This window comes from Amycolatopsis sp. 2-15, assembly GCF_030285625.1.
GTDB lineage: Bacteria > Actinomycetota > Actinomycetes > Mycobacteriales > Pseudonocardiaceae > Amycolatopsis > Amycolatopsis carbonis.
In genome coordinates this window covers 3,899,232-3,914,721 of sequence record NZ_CP127294.1, presented here as the reverse complement: position 1 = coordinate 3,914,721, position 15,490 = coordinate 3,899,232, and the positions used below count along the sequence as shown (strand labels likewise).

At 71.3% G+C, this 15,490-nt stretch carries 17 protein-coding genes and 1 pseudogene; 3 read left to right on the top strand and 15 right to left on the bottom strand.

The genetic code is table 11. The features are described 5' to 3' along the window. Nucleotides 1-152 precede the first annotated feature (152 nt). The 6 genes from QRX50_RS19440 to QRX50_RS19415 all read right to left on the bottom strand — a co-directional run bounded on the left by QRX50_RS19440 (nt 153) and on the right by QRX50_RS19415 (nt 5,982). Entirely contained in the window at nt 153-1,304 is a 1,152-nt protein-coding gene (locus QRX50_RS19440) for a N(5)-(carboxyethyl)ornithine synthase (RefSeq protein ID WP_285973357.1), read from the bottom strand. Nucleotides 1,305-1,543: 239 nt separating this feature from the next. Continuing rightward, entirely contained in the window at nt 1,544-2,665 is a 1,122-nt protein-coding gene (locus tag QRX50_RS19435) for an AI-2E family transporter (RefSeq protein ID WP_285973356.1), read from the bottom strand. A 93-nt stretch (nt 2,666-2,758) separates the two neighbouring features. Continuing rightward, nucleotides 2,759-3,748 (bottom strand): acyl-CoA desaturase, encoded by a 990-nt coding sequence (locus tag QRX50_RS19430; RefSeq protein WP_285973355.1) that lies wholly within the window; start codon nt 3,746-3,748, stop codon nt 2,759-2,761. A gap of 234 nt (nt 3,749-3,982) precedes the next feature. Continuing rightward, entirely contained in the window at nt 3,983-4,663 is a 681-nt protein-coding gene (locus QRX50_RS19425; RefSeq protein ID WP_285973354.1) for a hypothetical protein, read from the bottom strand. Between the two features lie 31 nt (nt 4,664-4,694). Then, nucleotides 4,695-5,222 carry a hypothetical protein gene (locus QRX50_RS19420; RefSeq protein ID WP_285973353.1) on the bottom strand — a complete coding sequence of 176 codons (528 nt, stop codon included), beginning with the start codon at nt 5,220-5,222 and terminating at the stop codon, nt 4,695-4,697. Nucleotides 5,223-5,274: 52 nt separating this feature from the next. After that, the gene (locus QRX50_RS19415) at nt 5,275-5,982 is read right to left on the bottom strand and encodes a hypothetical protein (protein WP_285973352.1); all 708 of its coding nucleotides are present in this window, start codon (nt 5,980-5,982) and stop codon (nt 5,275-5,277) included. A gap of 373 nt (nt 5,983-6,355) precedes the next feature. Between QRX50_RS19415 and QRX50_RS19410 the strand changes: the two are divergent. Continuing rightward, a pseudogene (locus QRX50_RS19410) lies at nt 6,356-7,357 on the top strand (ferritin-like domain-containing protein). Nucleotides 7,358-7,426: 69 nt separating this feature from the next. On the opposite strand, the gene QRX50_RS19405 reads toward QRX50_RS19410, so the two are convergent. Genes QRX50_RS19405 through sigK form a run of 3 tightly spaced genes read right to left on the bottom strand, consistent with a single transcriptional unit; the run spans nt 7,427 to nt 8,935 of the window. After that, complete coding sequence (locus QRX50_RS19405) at nt 7,427-7,606, bottom strand: hypothetical protein (protein WP_285973351.1); 180 nt, start codon at nt 7,604-7,606, stop codon at nt 7,427-7,429. Between the two features lie 46 nt (nt 7,607-7,652). After that, nucleotides 7,653-8,375, bottom strand: a complete 723-nt coding sequence (locus QRX50_RS19400; protein WP_285973350.1) for an anti-sigma factor — start codon at nt 8,373-8,375, stop codon at nt 7,653-7,655. Continuing rightward, nucleotides 8,372-8,935 (bottom strand): ECF RNA polymerase sigma factor SigK, encoded by a 564-nt coding sequence (gene sigK, locus QRX50_RS19395; RefSeq protein WP_285973349.1) that lies wholly within the window; start codon nt 8,933-8,935, stop codon nt 8,372-8,374. The genes QRX50_RS19400 and sigK overlap by 4 nt, the downstream gene beginning before the upstream one ends. A 198-nt stretch (nt 8,936-9,133) precedes the next feature. Here sigK and QRX50_RS19390 point away from each other — a divergent pair, with 198 nt between their 5' ends. Both QRX50_RS19390 and QRX50_RS19385 read left to right on the top strand, forming a co-directional pair. Continuing rightward, nucleotides 9,134-10,702, top strand: a complete 1,569-nt coding sequence (locus QRX50_RS19390; protein WP_285973348.1) for a molybdopterin-dependent oxidoreductase — start codon at nt 9,134-9,136, stop codon at nt 10,700-10,702. A gap of 133 nt (nt 10,703-10,835) precedes the next feature. Then, a complete protein-coding gene (locus tag QRX50_RS19385; RefSeq protein ID WP_285973347.1) occupies nt 10,836-11,501 on the top strand; it encodes a fasciclin domain-containing protein in 666 nt (221 codons plus the stop codon). An 80-nt stretch (nt 11,502-11,581) separates the two neighbouring features. Here the strand turns inward: QRX50_RS19385 and QRX50_RS19380 are convergent, their stop codons facing one another. The 6 genes from QRX50_RS19380 to QRX50_RS19355 all read right to left on the bottom strand — a co-directional run bounded on the left by QRX50_RS19380 (nt 11,582) and on the right by QRX50_RS19355 (nt 15,418). Then, the gene (locus tag QRX50_RS19380; protein WP_285973346.1) at nt 11,582-11,932 is read right to left on the bottom strand and encodes a DUF6292 family protein; all 351 of its coding nucleotides are present in this window, start codon (nt 11,930-11,932) and stop codon (nt 11,582-11,584) included. 100 nt (nt 11,933-12,032) lie between these two features. Further along, nucleotides 12,033-12,461 (bottom strand): ATP-binding protein, encoded by a 429-nt coding sequence (locus QRX50_RS19375; RefSeq protein WP_285973345.1) that lies wholly within the window; start codon nt 12,459-12,461, stop codon nt 12,033-12,035. Nucleotides 12,462-12,548: 87 nt separating this feature from the next. Continuing rightward, nucleotides 12,549-12,929, bottom strand: a complete 381-nt coding sequence (locus QRX50_RS19370) for an STAS domain-containing protein (RefSeq protein ID WP_285973344.1) — start codon at nt 12,927-12,929, stop codon at nt 12,549-12,551. Nucleotides 12,930-13,011: 82 nt separating this feature from the next. Continuing rightward, nucleotides 13,012-13,377: an STAS domain-containing protein gene (locus QRX50_RS19365; protein WP_285973343.1), complete on the bottom strand. Its 366-nt coding sequence runs from the start codon at nt 13,375-13,377 to the stop codon at nt 13,012-13,014. Then, nucleotides 13,374-14,621 (bottom strand): PP2C family protein-serine/threonine phosphatase, encoded by a 1,248-nt coding sequence (locus QRX50_RS19360; RefSeq protein ID WP_285973342.1) that lies wholly within the window; start codon nt 14,619-14,621, stop codon nt 13,374-13,376. The genes QRX50_RS19365 and QRX50_RS19360 overlap by 4 nt, the downstream gene beginning before the upstream one ends. Next, entirely contained in the window at nt 14,621-15,418 is a 798-nt protein-coding gene (locus QRX50_RS19355; protein ID WP_285973341.1) for an alpha/beta fold hydrolase, read from the bottom strand. Before QRX50_RS19355 ends, QRX50_RS19360 begins: the two co-directional genes overlap by 1 nt. Nucleotides 15,419-15,490: the final 72 nt, after the last annotated feature.

The following is a 15,490-nucleotide window of genomic DNA, read 5'->3' as shown; positions in this document are numbered from 1 at the left end:
CGCCACCCTCCCTCGGCCTGTCCGTCGTCGGAACGATCTTTCCATCGCGGCGTACGCAGTGGTGAAGCGCGGCTGACGGAACGACGTTCGCGGTGCCGGGCGGGTGCTCGTGCCCTGACCCTGGGCGGTCAGGACACGAGCTTCGCCGGAGCTCAGAGCTTCTGGTGCGGGTATTCCGGCGAGCGGTGCTGGAAGGACAGGATCGCCGGGTTCTCGACCGTGCCTTCGCGGATCTCGATGGCACGCCGGACGGTGGGGTGATCGTCCCAGGTGGCGGAGCCCGCGAGGACCGACCGCAGGTGCGGCAGGAGGGCTTCGCTGATCTCCCAGGTCGCGGAGTTCCACAGGTAGGACGGGCTGTGGTCGACGGCGTAGTAGGTGATGCCGTCCCCGACCGGGAAGGTCGGCTCGGCGAACGTCGTCGGCTGTGCCCAGCTGAAGCCCATGCCTTCGTCACACGAGACGTCGACGATGAGGCTGCCCGCGGTGAACGCGGCGAGGTCCTCTTCGATGAGGAAGGTCAGCGGCGCGTCGGTGTCCTGCAGCACGCAGTTGACGACGATGTCGTGCTCGGCGAGGAACCCGGCCAGCGGCACCCGGCCCGTCGGGGTGAGCGCGTGGCTGCGGCGGAGATCGCCCGGGTTGTTCACGTCGTGGTCGATGTGCACCATAGTCGCCGAGTGGATCGGCGAGGCGACCGCGCTGAGGCCGCGTGCGGTGAGGACGTCGACGTCGTGGATCCCGTGGGCGTTCAAGGCCGTCACCGAGCCGCGCGCCGTCGCGCCGAACCCGATCACCACCGCCCGCAGCCGTCGGCCGAAGTCGCCGGTCGACCCGATCAGCTGCAGGCCGTGCACCACCGAGCAGTACCCGGCCAGCTCGTTGTTCTTGTGGAACACGTGCAAGCCGAACGACCCGTCACGGCGCCAGTGGTTCATCGCCTCGAAGGCGATCACCGTCAGCCGCCGGTCGATGGCGAGCTGGGTCAGCTCGGCGTCCTGCACGCAGTGGGGCCAGCCCCACAGGACCTGGCCGTCCCGCAGTTCGGCGACGTCGCCGGCCAGCGGCTTGGCCAGCAAGACGACGTCGCACTCGGCGATCAGCTGCTCACGCGAGCGCAGCCCCGCGACGAGGCCCGCCAGTCGCTCGTCGGATACGCCGAAGGATTCGCCGTAGCCGTGTTCGAGGTAGATGGTTTTCCGGAGATCGGCGTCGATCCGGTCGAGGTGGTGCGGGTGGATCGGCAACCGGCGTTCGTTTTCTTTCCGCGAATGCGAGATGACGCCGAGACTGAGCTGGTGCACCTGGAGCCCCTTTGCTAGGACCCAGTCCTAACACACTCGCCGCGATCGCCGTGAACGCTGGTCCTGGTGGTGGTCGCTGCCGAGCACCAGGGCGAGCGCGGCCCGGCCGGCGCGGCAGGAGCAGCCCAAAGACGATCGCGGCCACGGCGACCGTCCCCGCTGTCCACGATCGCGGGGCGGAGGTGGGGTGACTCTCGCCGACGGGCGGTTTGGATCCGCTTGGACGAGGGAAGACCCGCTCAGGCTCGGTCGAGGCGCGGGTACAAGATTTCGCGGACGATCAGCAGGGCCGCTGCGGCGATAGGAATGGCCACCAGTGCGCCGACGATGCCCAGCAGCGCGCCGCCGACGATGACGGCGACGACGGTGACGAGGGCGGGCACCTTCACCGCGCCGCCGATGATGCGGGGCACCAGGACGTAGTCCTCGACGAGGCGGTAGCCGACGAAGAACCCGATCGTGGCAAGGCAGACCGGCAGTGACACCGTCAGGGCGACCAGGCTCACGAGCACGCCGCCGACGACCGAGCCGACCACCGGGATCAGGTCGAGGATGGCGACGGTGATCGCGAGCAGCGCCGCGTAGGGGACGCCGAAGATCAGGAGCCACGCGAGGGTCAGCACACCGGCGATGACGGAGATGGCCAGGTTGCCGAGCACGTAGCCGCCGACCTTGGTGGAGATTTCGTCGCCGAGGAGGATGGCCCGCGGCCGGCGCGAGTGCGGGATCAGCCGGTAGCCGCCCGCGCGGATGCGGGGCAGGTCGGCGAGGAAGTACACCGTGAGCACGATCAGGATCAGCACATTGGTCAACGCGCTGAACACGGCCTGGCCGGCGCCGAGCAGCCCGGTGCCGAGACCGGGGCCGTTGAGCACGCCTTCGAGCTGCGATTGCAGGTGGAAGCGGTCGTTGAGCTGCCCGAGGACGGTGTTGTGGTTCTGGGCGTCGTGCAACCAGCCGGGAGCCTTGGCGACGAGCTGCGTGCCCTGCTCGACCACCACCGGGATCGCCGCGGTGAGGAAGCCGCCGAGGGCCAGCAGCCCCACGACGAACACGGTCGTCACCGCGAGCCAGCGGCGGAACCGGCGTCGAGTCAGCCACGAGACCGCGGGTTCGAGGCCGATGGCGAGGAACAGCGCGAGCCCGATCAGCACCAGGATGTCCTGAAGCCCGACCACGATCTGCACCAGCCCGTAAACCACCGCCACGCCTGCCGCGCCCGCCAGGCCGAGCAGGAAGGGCGACCGCCGGTTGAGCGGTTTTCCCTTGGCCCCCAACGGCTGTGCGGTCGTGCTCAGCTCGGCCGCGGCGGCTTCGGCGTCGGCGAACGAACCCTGCTCGGGTTCCTGGGATTCGGGCACGGCTGGGGCCTCCGGAGGTGCGGGTGTTCGGAACGTGGAGGCTGCGAGGTCAACCCGAGCTGATCGAACCAGGGTTGGGTCCGGCGCGCAGTGTCATCGGGGATCGAGCACTCCGCGTTCGAGCCCCGGCGCGTAGCCCGGGTTCAGCTTACGGACCAGGCGTTCGGGCTTCGGCCAGCGGACGTCGGTGGCCCAGCCGGCCTTCTCGAACAGCCAGATGATCCGCGCGGAGATGTCCAGCTGGCCGCGGCGGACGCCGTGGCGGGCGCCGGTCGGGTCGGCGTGGTGGGAGTTGTGCCACGACTCGCCCATGGACGCGATGGCCAGCGGCCAGAAGTTCGCCGACTTGTCACGCGCGGCGTAGGGCCGGTCGCCGATCATGTGGCACAGCGAGTTCACCGACCAGGTCACGTGGTGCAGCACCGCGACGCGCACGAGGCTCGCCCAGAAGAACGCGGTCACCGCGCCCCACCAGGACATCGTGGCGAGTCCGCCGATGAGGGCGGGCGCGAGGAGCGTGAGGACGGTCAACGCGGGGAACGAGCGGTCGATGCGCGCGATGTCGCGGTCGGCGAGCAGATCGGGGGCGAACCGCTGGGCGTTGGTCTTCTGGCGGTCGAACAGCCAGCCCATGTGGGCGAACCAGAATCCCTTCGCGAGCGCGGTGGGCGAGGTGCCGTAGCGCCACGGGGAATGCGGATCGCCTTCGCGGTCGGCGAAGGCGTGGTGGCGGCGGTGGTCGGCGACCCAGGTGATCACCGGCCCCTGCATGGCCATGCTCCCGGCCACGGCCAGCGCGATCCGCAGCCCGCGGCGGGCCTTGAACGCACCGTGCGTGAAGTACCGGTGGAACCCGATCGTGACGCCGAGGCAGGTGAGGACGTAGAACCCGGCGGCCAGCGCGAGGTCGATCCAGCCCAGGCCCCAGCCCCACGCGAACGGCACCGCCGCCACCAGCGCCACCAACGGGACGACGGCAAACAGCTTCACCAAGGAGTTCTCGGTCCGGGTCTTTTCGCCCGACAGCATCGGCTGCGCGGGTTTTCGCGCGTCACGGCTGGGGCGGGTGAGGGTTTGTGTCATGCGATCGCTCATTTCTCGGAGACGGACGGTGGTCGCCGAGTTCTGGGGCGATTACCACCGGGATATCCCGGTCGGGGTGGGGCAAAACCGTCGGATGGGTCACACGCGCGTCACGAGCGGACGATCCGGCGAAGTGTCCACAGTGGATTTCTTGCCGGCGAGTGCTGAACCCGAACGGGGCGGGGCACCGGGATTTTTCCGGCACCCCACCCCGTTTCAGGTGTCCCGCTTCCGTCAGACGGTGCGCGGGGCGTGGGCGAAGGTGTTCCAGCCGGTGGCGTCGGCGTTGCCGCCGTTGCCGGCCGGGCCGGAGGCGCCGCCCGTGGTGGTGCTGGTGTTGCCGGCGTCGCCGGTCACCCCGGTGGAACCGGTGGCGCCGGAGTCACCCGAGCCGACCGTGGTGCTCGAGTGGTCAGCCTGGTCCGGCGAACCGCCGCGGCCCCAACCGGCGTGGCCCCACGCGCGGTGGCCGGAGCCGCCGCCGGTGGAGGTGCTGGCGGTGTTGCCACCGGTGGCACCGGAGCCGCCCGAAGTGCCGGAGGCGCCCGTCACCGCGGTGTTCGTGCTGGTGGCGCCACCGGCGCGGCCGGAGTTGCCGCCCTTGCCGGCGAACGCACCCGAGAGGACGTTGCCGAGCGAGCCACCGTTGCCGTTCCACGACCAACGGTCACTGCCGCTGTTCGACGCGGTGCTCGCACCGCCAGCCGTGGCGTCGCCGCCGTTGCCCGCCGGGCCGGAGGTACCACCGGTCGTGGTGCTCTGGTTCGTGGCGTCACCGGTGGTGCCGGTGGAGCCGGTCGAACCGGAGTCGCCCGAGGTGACCGTGGTGGTGCAGCGGGCAAGCAGGCAGAGCCCGTAGGCGCTGTTGCCCCCGGTGGCGCCGGAGTCGCCCGAAGTGCCGGACGCGCCCGTCACCGCGGTGTGGGTGCTGGTGGCGTCGCCGGCGTTACCGGAATTGCCACTGTTGCCGCCGGAAGCGGTGCCGGAGACGAATCCGAGGATGCCGCCGCGGCCACCGCGTGACGAGCCGGTGTGCGTGGCCGCCGCTGTTCCGGTGCCGCCATTGCCCGCCGTACCGGAGTCGCCGCCGGTGGTGGTGCTGGTGTTCGTCGCGGTCCCGGTGCTGCCGGTCGATTCCGGTGTCACCCGAGTTGCCCGACGAGACCGAGGTCGTGCACGACGCCAGCACACACAGGCTCGCGGCGTGGTTGCCGCCGGTGGCGCCGGAGCTGCCCGAGTCACCGGAGTTCCCGCTGACCGCGGTGTTGCCGCTGCTCGCGTTCCCCGCGTCGCCGGAGTTCCCGCCGGTACCGCCGTGGCTGCCGACCGACGTCACGCCGGCGACCACGGAGTGCAGGCCGTCGCCGAGCCCTCCGAGCGGGTTGGTGTCCGCACTGGCCACCGCGGTGCCCAGCAGGACGAACCCGCCTGAGATGAACGCGGCCGTCAAGCCCCGTCGCACGTACTTGCGCATGGTTTCCCTTTCCTTATGTCCATTGTGGATTGATGGAGGTGGAAAGGGACACTCATCCAGGCCGGTTGTCGCTCTCGAACATCGGCCAACGCAGCTCGCCGCCGGCTTCGGGTGGCGCGCGCCATCGTTGCGCCACACCACGCGTGCCGGCTCGTGCCGCCAAAATGGCCGCGGCACCGTCGTGCTGAGCCGAGGCGGACAAGGTGCCCGAATCGCGGCGCCCGGTCGTGTCCGGCTGGAACGGTCCTTGTGGAACACCTTGCCAGGAGCCACCGGACGTCACCGGCACGTCCCGCACCGGCGGTGCCGGCTTGCCGGGCGTGGTGACCGACGGCTCGCCGACCTCGTGCTCGCGCACCGATACGCCCGTCGCCGCGGCAGTGTCCGGCGTCGGCGCGACCACCGGATCGCTGTGCGAGCCTGCTGACGAAGCAGCCGGCGCGGGATCGACCCGGCCGTCCACCGGATCGGCCGTCGGCGCTGTCGGCGACGCCGGCGGGACCACCGCGGTCACCGAACCGACCACCGGGGACACCGCGTCCGTCACCGGACGCACCACCTCGGCCGCCGTTTCGACAACCGGGGCCACCGCGCCCGAAACCGGACGCAACACCGACCCGACCAAGCCGTGGACCTCGGAAAGAAGCCCGCCGGGCTGAGCCGTGTGCTGACCGTCCTGTCCGGACGTCGGTTGCTCCGCCGCGCTCGCACGATCGGCCAGCACCATGGCGAGCAAGGCGAACCCGCACATCACGCTCATCACGAACAGCGCCCGGACAGGGGACGGCCAGACTTGTCCGCCCGGCAGATCATCGGAGATGTTTCCATGTATTCACCTCCTTTCGTGACGTTGCGAGTCGCTCGTCAGGGGGTCTTCGCGGCGGCGCACCCGAACGGATGGGTGCGGGGCTGATCTTTTTCTTTTGCCCCAACAGGTTTGGGCCACTGAAATGCGGGTACGCCGCCACGCCGCCCGGGAGCCGCCGTCACCCGATCCAGGTTCGGACCAATCCACGTCCCCAAGCGGCACCGAACTCCGGTGGTCCACGCAAGATCCACCCCTCGCGCGCACGTCCGGCGCGGGGGACGCCCGGCACGGCCGTCCGCGGTGCCGGGTCGGAAGGAGATCGCCTGTGTTCGGCAAGCGTTATGCCGCCTCCATGATCACCCGGAGCGCGGAGAATCCCCAGGATCGGCGCAAGTTCCTCCAGGCCGCGGGCATGACCGGGCTCGGCGTCGTCGGCGTCGGCGCGCTCGGCGGACTCGCCCTCGCCGGTCCGGCGGCCGCGGCGACCCGCCGGTCCGCGCCGGTGGCCGAGGCCGGCGCCGAGGTGAGTGACGGCGCGGTGCTGAACTTCGCCCTCAACCTCGAATACCTCGAGGCCGAGTTCTACCTGCACGCCGTGACGGGCAAAGGCCTGGCCGACTCGATGACCACCGGCACGGGCACCCGGGGCGGGGTCACCGGTGGCCGCGCGGTGCGGTTCGAGACGAAGGCCACCAAGCAGTACGCCCAGGAGATCGCGGGCGACGAGAAGGCGCACGTCGCGTTCCTGCGCTCCGCGCTGGGCGCCGCGGCGGTCAGCCGGCCCGCGATCGACCTGCAGTCCAGCTTCACCGCCGCCGCGCAGGCGGCCGGGATCGTGAAGCCCGGGCACACCTTCGACGCGTTCGCGTGCGAGTAGAACTTCCTGCTCGCCGCGTACCTGTTCGAAGACGTCGGGGTCACCGCCTACAAAGGCGCGGCCCCGCTGATCAGCAACAAGACCTACCGCGAAGCGGCCGCGGGCATCCTCGCGGTCGAGGCCTACCACGCCGGCACGATCCGCAGCGCGCTCTACCAGCGCGGTGGTGGCCTGCTCGGCACCGGTTTGTTCAGCACCGACCTGAAAAAGGCGTCGGTCAAACTGTCCGCCGCCCGCGACAGCCTCGACGGCCCCGCCGACGACGACCAGGGCGTGATCGACAGCCACGGCAACGCCGACATCGTGCCCACCGACGCCAACGGAATCGCCTACAGCCGCAGCCCCGGCCAGGTCCTCAACATCGTCTACCTGACCGACAAAGCCGCGACTTCAGGCGGGTTCTTCCCGAAGGGCGTCAATGGCGACGTCAACACCAGCGCCGCCGGCTGACCCCGGCACCAGAGGAAAACGAAGGGGGTGGCGGGCCAGGTGGCCCACCACCCCCTTCGTCGCGTTCGGTCAGCCGGAGAGTGCGGCGGCGGTGACGACCGTGATCCGGGTGGACCCACGGCGCAGTACCAGCCAGCCGTCGGCCGCGCGCTCGATGCCGTAGCCCTCGGCGAGGTAGGAGTCCAGCTCCCGGGCCAGCTCGGACCCGTCCGCGACGTGGTGGATCGGCTCGTTCGCTTGTGCAGCCACGTGTGCTCCTGCGGATCGGGCTCTCGAGTACGAAGTGGATCGCAGCTCACCCGAGGTCGAGCCGGAGCACCCCAGGGGTCGTCGGCCGCGGTGATCCCGTCGCGGGTTCGGTGGTGACGGCGATGTGGTCGACGTCCGCGGGCAGCGCGCTGACCAGCGGGCCGGCGTCGGGGCGGAGCAGGCCGGCCGACCGAGGACCGCGCGGGCCGATCAGCCAGACCTGGTACGCGTGGGCGGGGTCGAGGGTCGCGACGCCGTCGAGCGAGACCGCGACCCGCGCGACGCTGCGGGAGGCCTCGGCGGTACCGGTCCCGCCGGTGGCGGCGCGCGCGGTGACGGTGACGGCGTCGGGTGCGGCCAGGATCTGGCCGTCCGCGGTCACGACCGTCGAGCCGCGATCGCCGCCCGGGCCGTCGCCCAGGGTGATGCCCCCGACGACGCCGGCGGCCACTGCCGCGGCGGCGGCGACCGCGATCGCCGCCCGCGTGCGCCATCGCCGCGGGACGCCGGCCGCGGGCCGCGGTTCGTGGACGAGCGGCGGAGCCTGGCGCGTCGCCGTGATCCGCGCGAGCACGGCCGAGCGCAGCCGGGCCGGCGGCTCGGCGTCGGCGGCGACGCCGAGCAAAGCGGCCACGGCTCGCAGCTCACGCACCTCGTGGGCGCACACCTCGCAGTCGCGCAGGTGCCGTTCGAACTTCGCCCGCTCGAAGTCGCCGATGGCGTCGAGCACGTAGGCGCCGGTGAGGGCGTGGGTTTCGGCGGTGGTCATGCTCGTGCTCCCAGGACGTGGCGCAGGCGGATGAGGCCGTCTCGCATGCGCGACTTGACGGTGCTGACGGGGATGTCGAGGAGGGCGCCGACTTCGCGATAGGTGTACCCGTCGTAGTACGCGAGCTCGATCGAGCGGCGCTGCAGGTCGGTGAGCGAGGCGAGCGCCGCGCGCACGTCGTCGCGTTCCAGGCGCAGCATCGTCTGCTCGGCGACCTCGTCGAAGTCCCGGTGCGGGTCCAGGCGGCCGGCGCGGGTCTCCCGATCGGAGCCCGACTGCTCGGACCGCACGCGGTCGATCGCCCGCCGGTGCGCGATCGTCAGCGCCCACGATCGCACGTTCCCGCGTTCAGGCGTGAACGTCGCGGCCTTGCGCCAGATCTCCAGCATCGTCTCCTGCGCGACCTCCTCGGACTGCGCCCGGTCCCGCAGCACCCGGACCACCATGCCCAGCACGGGTCCCGCGAGCTCGTCGTAGAGCCGGGCGAACGCCGCCTCGTCCCCGAGCGCCACCCGTGCGAGCAGTTCCTCGGGTGTCGCGGTTTCGTCCAGTGTGGACATCGGAGGCGGCGCCATCGTCAAAGCTCCGGCGTGACCGGCCATGTTAAGTCCCTCCCGGCCGAACCGCCGAGTCTGCCGCCGGCGCTCAGCCGACGGGTCACCAGGCATTCGCCACCGGTTCCGGGCTGTATTGGTGCCGATCGGAAACTCACCCGAGCAGGTGCCCATCCGGACGCCGCGCGGGGCCGAATGACCGGTATGGCCACTACCGAAGCTCCTGCCGCGCCGAGCACCTCGCCGCCACGGCTGCGCATCCCCTCCGCGGCGCTCTGCGGGGTGCTGGCGCTGCTCGCGGCTCTGGGGGCCGGGCACCTCGTGGCCGGGTTCATCAGCATCAACGCCTCGCCCTACCTGGCGGTCGGCAACGGCGCGATCGACCTGACACCGATCGAGCTGAAGGACTTCGCGGTGCGGACGTTCGGCACCTACGACAAAGTCGTGCTGCTCGGCGGCATGGCCGCGGTGATGGTGGCCGCGGCTGCCGTGGCCGGGGTGCTGTCGCTGCGCTCGCCTCGACCGGGGGTGGTCATCGTCGCCCTGTTCGGGCTGCTCGGCGGCTTCGCGGTGTACCAGCGCCCGGACCTGACCGCCGTGGCGCTGCTGGCGCCGGCCGCGAGCCTGGTGGTGGGCGTGGCCGTTTTCCTGCTGCTGCACCGGATCGCGCCCCGCAAGAATGCGCCGGCCGAGCGATCCGGGGGTGCGTCGCGGCGGTCGTTTCTCCTCGGCGGGGCGGGTGCTCTCGTCGGGGCCGGCGTACTCGGCGGGGCCGGCCAGCTGGTCAGCGGCGCCCGGGACGCGACGGCGTCCCGGGCGGCGATCGGTGCCCTCGTGCCCGCGAAATCCGCGCCCGCGATCCCGGCCGACGCCGACTTCGCAAAACTGGGGACACCGACGTTCCTGACGCCCAACCCCAAGTTCTACCGGGTCGACACGGCCTTGTCGGTGCCGCAGCCGCGCGCGGAGGACTGGAGCCTGCGCATCCATGGCATGGTCGAGCGTGAAGTGCGCTACCGCTACGCCGACATCCGCAACCGCCCGCTGGTCGAACGCACGATTACGATGACCTGTGTGTCCAATGAGGTCGGTGGCGACTACGTGTCGACGTCCGACTTCATCGGGGTCGACCTGGCCGATCTGCTGGCCGAGGCCGGCGTGCGCCCGGGTGCGGAGCAGCTGTTCTGCACGAGTGTCGACGGCTGGACCTCCGGCACGCCCGTGGCGGCGGCCCTGGATCGCGACCGCGGCGCGATGCTGGCGATCGGGATGAACCGCGAACCGCTTCCGCTGGAACACGGGTTTCCCGCCCGGCTGGTCACGCCGGGGCTCTACGGCTACGTGTCGGCGACCAAGTGGGTCGTGGACATCGAGGTGACCACCTGGAAGGCCCGCCAGGCCTACTGGCTCAAACGCGGCTGGGGCGAGCAGGCACCGGTCAAGACCGAATCACGCATCGACACCCCGAAGGGCTTCGACACCGTGCCGGCGGGTGCGGTGCGGCTGGCCGGGGTCGCGTGGTCACAGCACAACGGCATCGCCGACGTCGAGATCAAAGTGGACGGCAGCCCGTGGCAACGGACCACGCTCTCGGCCGAGGTCAACGTGAACACCTGGCGCATGTGGTGGACCCAGATCGCCGTGAAACCCGGTACGCACCAGGTGTTCGTCCGTGCGACCGACAAGACCGGCTACACCCAGACCGACGCGCGCGCCGGCACCGTCCCCGACGGCGCCACCGGCTGGCACTCCACCACGTTCATCGCGACCTGACCGGCCCATTCGAAAGAGTTGCCTTCCCCACCCATCCTTTTCCCGACCGGCGCCGAATCCCTCACGAGAAACACCCCGGCGACCCCACTAGGCCGGTCCTGGCTCAACTGTCCACTGTGAATGGAGCTTTACCGTGAAATCCCTTCGTATTGCCGGAATCGGCGTCACCGCCGTCGCCGCCCTCGCGCTCGCCGCCTGCGGCAGCAGCACCGACAGCGGCAGCGCCCCGGCATCGTCCGCGCCGATGTCCTCGGCCCCGATGTCCAGCGCCGACTCCGGTGTCTCCAACGGCATGACCACCAACGCCGACGTCTTCGGCCCCGCCTGTTCGCAGCTGCCGCAGGGCAACTCCCCCGGCTCGCTCGACTCCATGGGCCCGCAGCCGGTCGCCTCCGCCGCGTCGACGAACCCGCTGCTGACCAAGCTGGTCGCCGCGGTCAAGGCCACCAACTTGGTCGACACGCTCAACAGCCAGCAGGCCATCACCGTCTTCGCCCCCGCCGACCCGGCGTTCAACGCCCTCGGCGACACGAAGTTCAACGAACTGGCCAAGAACCCCGACCAGCTCGCCCCGATCCTGCAGTACCACGTCGTCGGCAAGCGCTACGACGCCAAGGGCCTCGCCACCGCCGGCACCGTCACCTCGCTCAACACCGCGGGCGGCCCGCTCAAGATCGAAGGCACCGGCGACAACATGACCGTCAACGGCGCCAAGATCCTCTGCGGCAACATCCCGACGAAGAACGCGACCGTCTTCGTCATCGACAAGGTCCTCACCCCGGGTACCAACAAGAACTGACTCCCGCCCCGGACCGACGAGCCCGGCGTGCTTGCCCACAAGGCCACGCCGGGCTCGTTGCAGTTCGGCAGGTCCAGTGGCTACGCGGAATCTCCCGCCGGCGCCACGACCTCCGCCGAGTCCCGCAGCGCGTCGCGCAGCCGGCGAGCCACCCGCGCGGGCGCCGGGCGCAGCGGGCGCGGCCACGTGGCGATGATCACCGGCTCTTCAGGGCCGTCGGGCTCCAGTGCGAGCCGCCAGCCTTCGTCGCCGTTCCAGAGCAGCATCAGCAGCCGCTCGGGCCAGGCGCTGCAGGAGTCGGCGAGCGCGATGTACGCGCTCGGCCGAGGCCCGCTCTCGCACAACGCCGCGCCCGCCTCAACGCCGACCTGCTCGGCCACGGCGTCAACGTAGTGCCGCAGCACCAGGCCTTCTCGATACTCGGGCTCCACCTGCCACCTCTCACCATCGTCTCGGGACGCCCCCGGCGCCGTGACCGGGGTTTCCTGCCGCCGGTGCGCCGAAACCCCGGCCGAGGGCGCCCGCGTCGGGCTAGGTTCCGTCGGGGTGCAGGCGCCAGGTCATGGTCACGGTGGTGCCGGCGCCGGTGCGGACGATCTTGGCATCATCGGACAAGATCCGGATGAGGGCCAGTCCGCGGCCGCGCGACGGGTCGGGTGCGGACGCCGAGCGCTCCCAACGGCCGAAGTCGGTGACCGTGACGCGGATCAGGCCGGGCTGGTGCTGGGCGCAGAGTTCGACGTCGCCGGCGGCGCCGGCCGGGTAGGCGTGCTCGGCGGTGTTGACCAGGGCCTCGTAGGCGGCCAGTGCGATGTCACCCACGAGGTCTGGCGGCGGGTGGTGCGCCGCGACCCAGCTGGTGAGTTTGTGGCGCACTTTGGTCACGTCGCCAGTGCGCGCCGCCGACGTCACCCGCAGCTCGGGGGTGACGGGCGCGCCGAGATCGCCGGCCGGAGCCATGTGCGCCACCTCGCGCTTTCCTGATCGGGTTGGCCTGGACGTCATGGCTCGGGGTACCCGCGCACGGCGCTCCCAAGCACCGGATCCTCACTCGGCGGCCAGGGCCTCCTCCACCGAGGGGTACGTCGCGAGCTGCTGATCGAGGCCCACCAGCTTCAGCGTGCGACCGAGGTAGTGCTCGACCGCGAGGCGCAGACTCGTCTGCTCCGCGGCCTTCAGGTGCGCGTCGACCAGGGCCGCGATCGCTCCCGAGCCGAAGAACTCCACGGCGGTGAGGTCGATCACCAGCACCTCGGGGCCGTCTTCGACCGCTTCGCGAATCGAGGTCTGCAGCCGCGGGGTCGTCACCGCGTCGAATTCTCCCTGCGCGGTCAGCACCACAGCGGAACCGGTGCGGCGCAGGCTGATGGTCGTTTCCCCCGCGAACGAGCGCGGGTCTTGTCCTGGGTTCGGATCTGATGCCTGCATCCCCCGATCCTCGTCCGCCCGCCGCGGGCCCGCACAGCCACCGATGCCGCGGTGAGCGGCCCGGGACGGCCGTGGCGCCCGGTCACTGGTCGGAAGCGCTTGCCGCCCAAGCCTTCCGGGCGTCTTCGGTGGTGGAGTAGCTCTTGAAAAGCTCGGCCAGCCCGATGAGATCGAGCGTGCGGGCCAGCTGGCCGGGCACCGCGGCCAGCGCGATCGCCGCGCCGGCCGCGAGGGCCACGTTGCGGGCCGCGATCAGGGCCGAGACGCCGCTGGAATCGCAGAACTCCAGGCCGCTCAGGTCGACGAGCAGCTGCTGACCGGCTGCCGGGGCGAGAAGCCGGATCGCTTCGAGCGCGTCGGGCGCGGTGGCGGCGTCGAGCTCTCCGCTGAGCTCGAGCACCGGGCCGGATGCGGTGTCGCGGGTGGTGACGGTGAACTCGATGGTCACGGCTCCTCGTCTCCGGTGTGCGGAATGCTGAGGGCGAGCAGGGCGGTGTCGTCGTCGACGCCGTCGGCGAACCCGGCGAGCAGGCCGGAGATCGCGGCCACCACCGTCGTCGCGGTGGCCGGGGCGAGGGTCGAGGCGAAGTCACGCAGCTGCTCCTCGCTGTAGCGGACGCGGCTCTGGGTGCGGGCCTCGGTCAGTCCGTCGGAGTAGAGCACCAGGGTGTCGCCGGGCCCGAGGTGCCGCTCGACGGAGACGAACCGCGCGTCGGGCAGCGCGCCGACCAGCTGGCCGCCGGGCGTGTCGACCAGCTCGGCCGCGCCGTCACGGCGGATCAGCAGCGCGGGCGGGTGCCCGCCCCCGGCCAGGGTGACGGTGGCGCCGCCGGCGTCGGGCACGAGCAGACCGTGGACGACGGTGCAGTACCGCGGATCGGTGCCGTGGTACTCGTGGTTGAGCACCGTGTTGAGGTTGCCCAGCACCCGGACCGGGTCCGGCTCGTAGACCGCGGCCGCGCGCAGGGTGTAGCGGGCCAGCGAGGTCACCGCGGCGGCCTCGGCGCCCTTGCCCGACACGTCGCCGAGGAAGAACCCCCACGTGTCACCCGTCAGCGGGAACAGGTCGTAGAAGTCGCCGCCAACCTCGTCGGCCGAGGCGGGGTGGTAGTACGCGGCGACGTCCATGCCGGGCACGGCCGGCAGCACCGGGGGCAGCAACGTCCGCTGCAGCGTGGTGGCCAGGCGCTGCACGCGGTCGCGCTCGCCCTCGGCCTCCTGGCGGGCCCGCAGCAGCTCCTGCTCGTAGGCACGACGATCGCGCGCGTCGAAGACGGTGGTGCGGATCAGCTGGCCTTCGCCGTCCAGACCGGACTTCACCTTGGACGTGACCAGAACCGGCAACCTCGTCCCGTCCGCGCTCTTGAGCTCCAGGGCGATCCCGCCGAGCTCCCCGTGCATGCGCAGCGACGGCGCGAAATGCGTCTCGTGGTACAGCCGGCCACCGACAGTGAGCAGGTCGGCGAACCGGCGCCGCCCGACGAGCTCCTCACGCCGGTAGCCGAGCCAGCCGAGCAGCGTGGTGTTGACCTTGGCGATCGTGCCGTCCATCAACGTGGACAGGTAGCCGCAGGGCGCGTGCTCGTAGAGATCCTCGGCACTGTCCTCCAGCAGGGCGGAGAAGGACGCGGCCAGCGCCTCGGGGTGTTCACCCGCCGACCCGCCGCCGGCGTCGCCGGTCTCGCTCATCATCAGCCGGCCGCGAACGCCGTGATCGCGGCCGCGGTCGCCTCGGGCGCGCTCAGCTGCGGGCAGTGGCCGGTCGCGTCGAGCGTCACCAGCACGCTGCCGTCGATTCGCTCGTGGACGTAGCGCCCGACCTCGGGCGGCGCGATCGCGTCCTGGGTGCACTGCAGCACCGCCGTGGGCACGGTGACCTTCGGCAGATCCGCGCGGTTGTCCGAGAGGAACGTGGCCTGCGCGAAGACCCGGGCGATCGCCGGGTCGGTGCGGCAGAAGCTGTCCCTGAGCTCCTCGCCGAGCTCGGGCCGCTCCGGGTGGCCCATGATCACCGGCGCCATCGCGCCCGACCACCCGAGGTAGTTCGCGTCGAGCGAATCGAGCAGTTCGTCGATGTCGGCGCGGCTGAACCCGCCGCGGTAGTCACCGTCGTCGAGGTATCGCGGCGACGGCGTCAGCAGCACCAGCTTCGCGAACCGCGCCGGCTCGCAGTTGGCGGCGAGCACCGCGACCATCGCGCTCACCGAGTGCCCGACCAGCACCACGTCACGCAGCCGCAGCTCGGCGCAGATGTCGAGCACGTCCTGCGCGTACCCCTCCAGCCGCGAATACCGCGGCTCCGACCACGCCGCCAGGTCCGACTTGCCCGAGCCGACGTAGTCGAACAACACCACGCGGAACCGCTCGGCCAGCGCCGGCACGACGAGCCGCCACAGGTTCTGATCGCACCCGAACCCGTGCGCGAGCAGCACCGTCGGCCCGTCTTCCCGCCCGGTCACGGTCACGTTGTTCCTGCTGCGCACGTCCACCTGGCCATCCTGTCACCGATAGCCCTGGCGTGGCTCGTCCGGTCACGGCGCGCGTGTTCGCTCCTCGGGTTT

Bases quoted from the DNA above. Each gene is read 5' to 3' on its own strand.
- QRX50_RS19375 (WP_285973345.1), bottom strand. From the start codon at position 12,461: ATGGCTCCGGCCGGCGATCTCGGCGCGCCCGTCACCCCCGAGCTGCGG.
- QRX50_RS19420 (WP_285973353.1), bottom strand. From the start codon at position 5,222: ATGCGCAAGTACGTGCGACGGGGCTTGACGGCCGCGTTCATCTCAGGC.
- sigK (WP_285973349.1), bottom strand. From the start codon at position 8,935: ATGTCCACACTGGACGAAACCGCGACACCCGAGGAACTGCTCGCACGG.
- QRX50_RS19400 (WP_285973350.1), bottom strand. From the start codon at position 8,375: ATGACCACCGCCGAAACCCACGCCCTCACCGGCGCCTACGTGCTCGAC.
- QRX50_RS19415 (WP_285973352.1), bottom strand. From the start codon at position 5,982: ATGAGCGTGATGTGCGGGTTCGCCTTGCTCGCCATGGTGCTGGCCGAT.
- QRX50_RS19370 (WP_285973344.1), bottom strand. From the start codon at position 12,929: ATGCAGGCATCAGATCCGAACCCAGGACAAGACCCGCGCTCGTTCGCG.
- QRX50_RS19430 (WP_285973355.1), bottom strand. From the start codon at position 3,748: ATGACACAAACCCTCACCCGCCCCAGCCGTGACGCGCGAAAACCCGCG.
- QRX50_RS19360 (WP_285973342.1), bottom strand. From the start codon at position 14,621: ATGATGAGCGAGACCGGCGACGCCGGCGGCGGGTCGGCGGGTGAACAC.
- QRX50_RS19390 (WP_285973348.1), top strand. From the start codon at position 9,134: ATGGCCACTACCGAAGCTCCTGCCGCGCCGAGCACCTCGCCGCCACGG.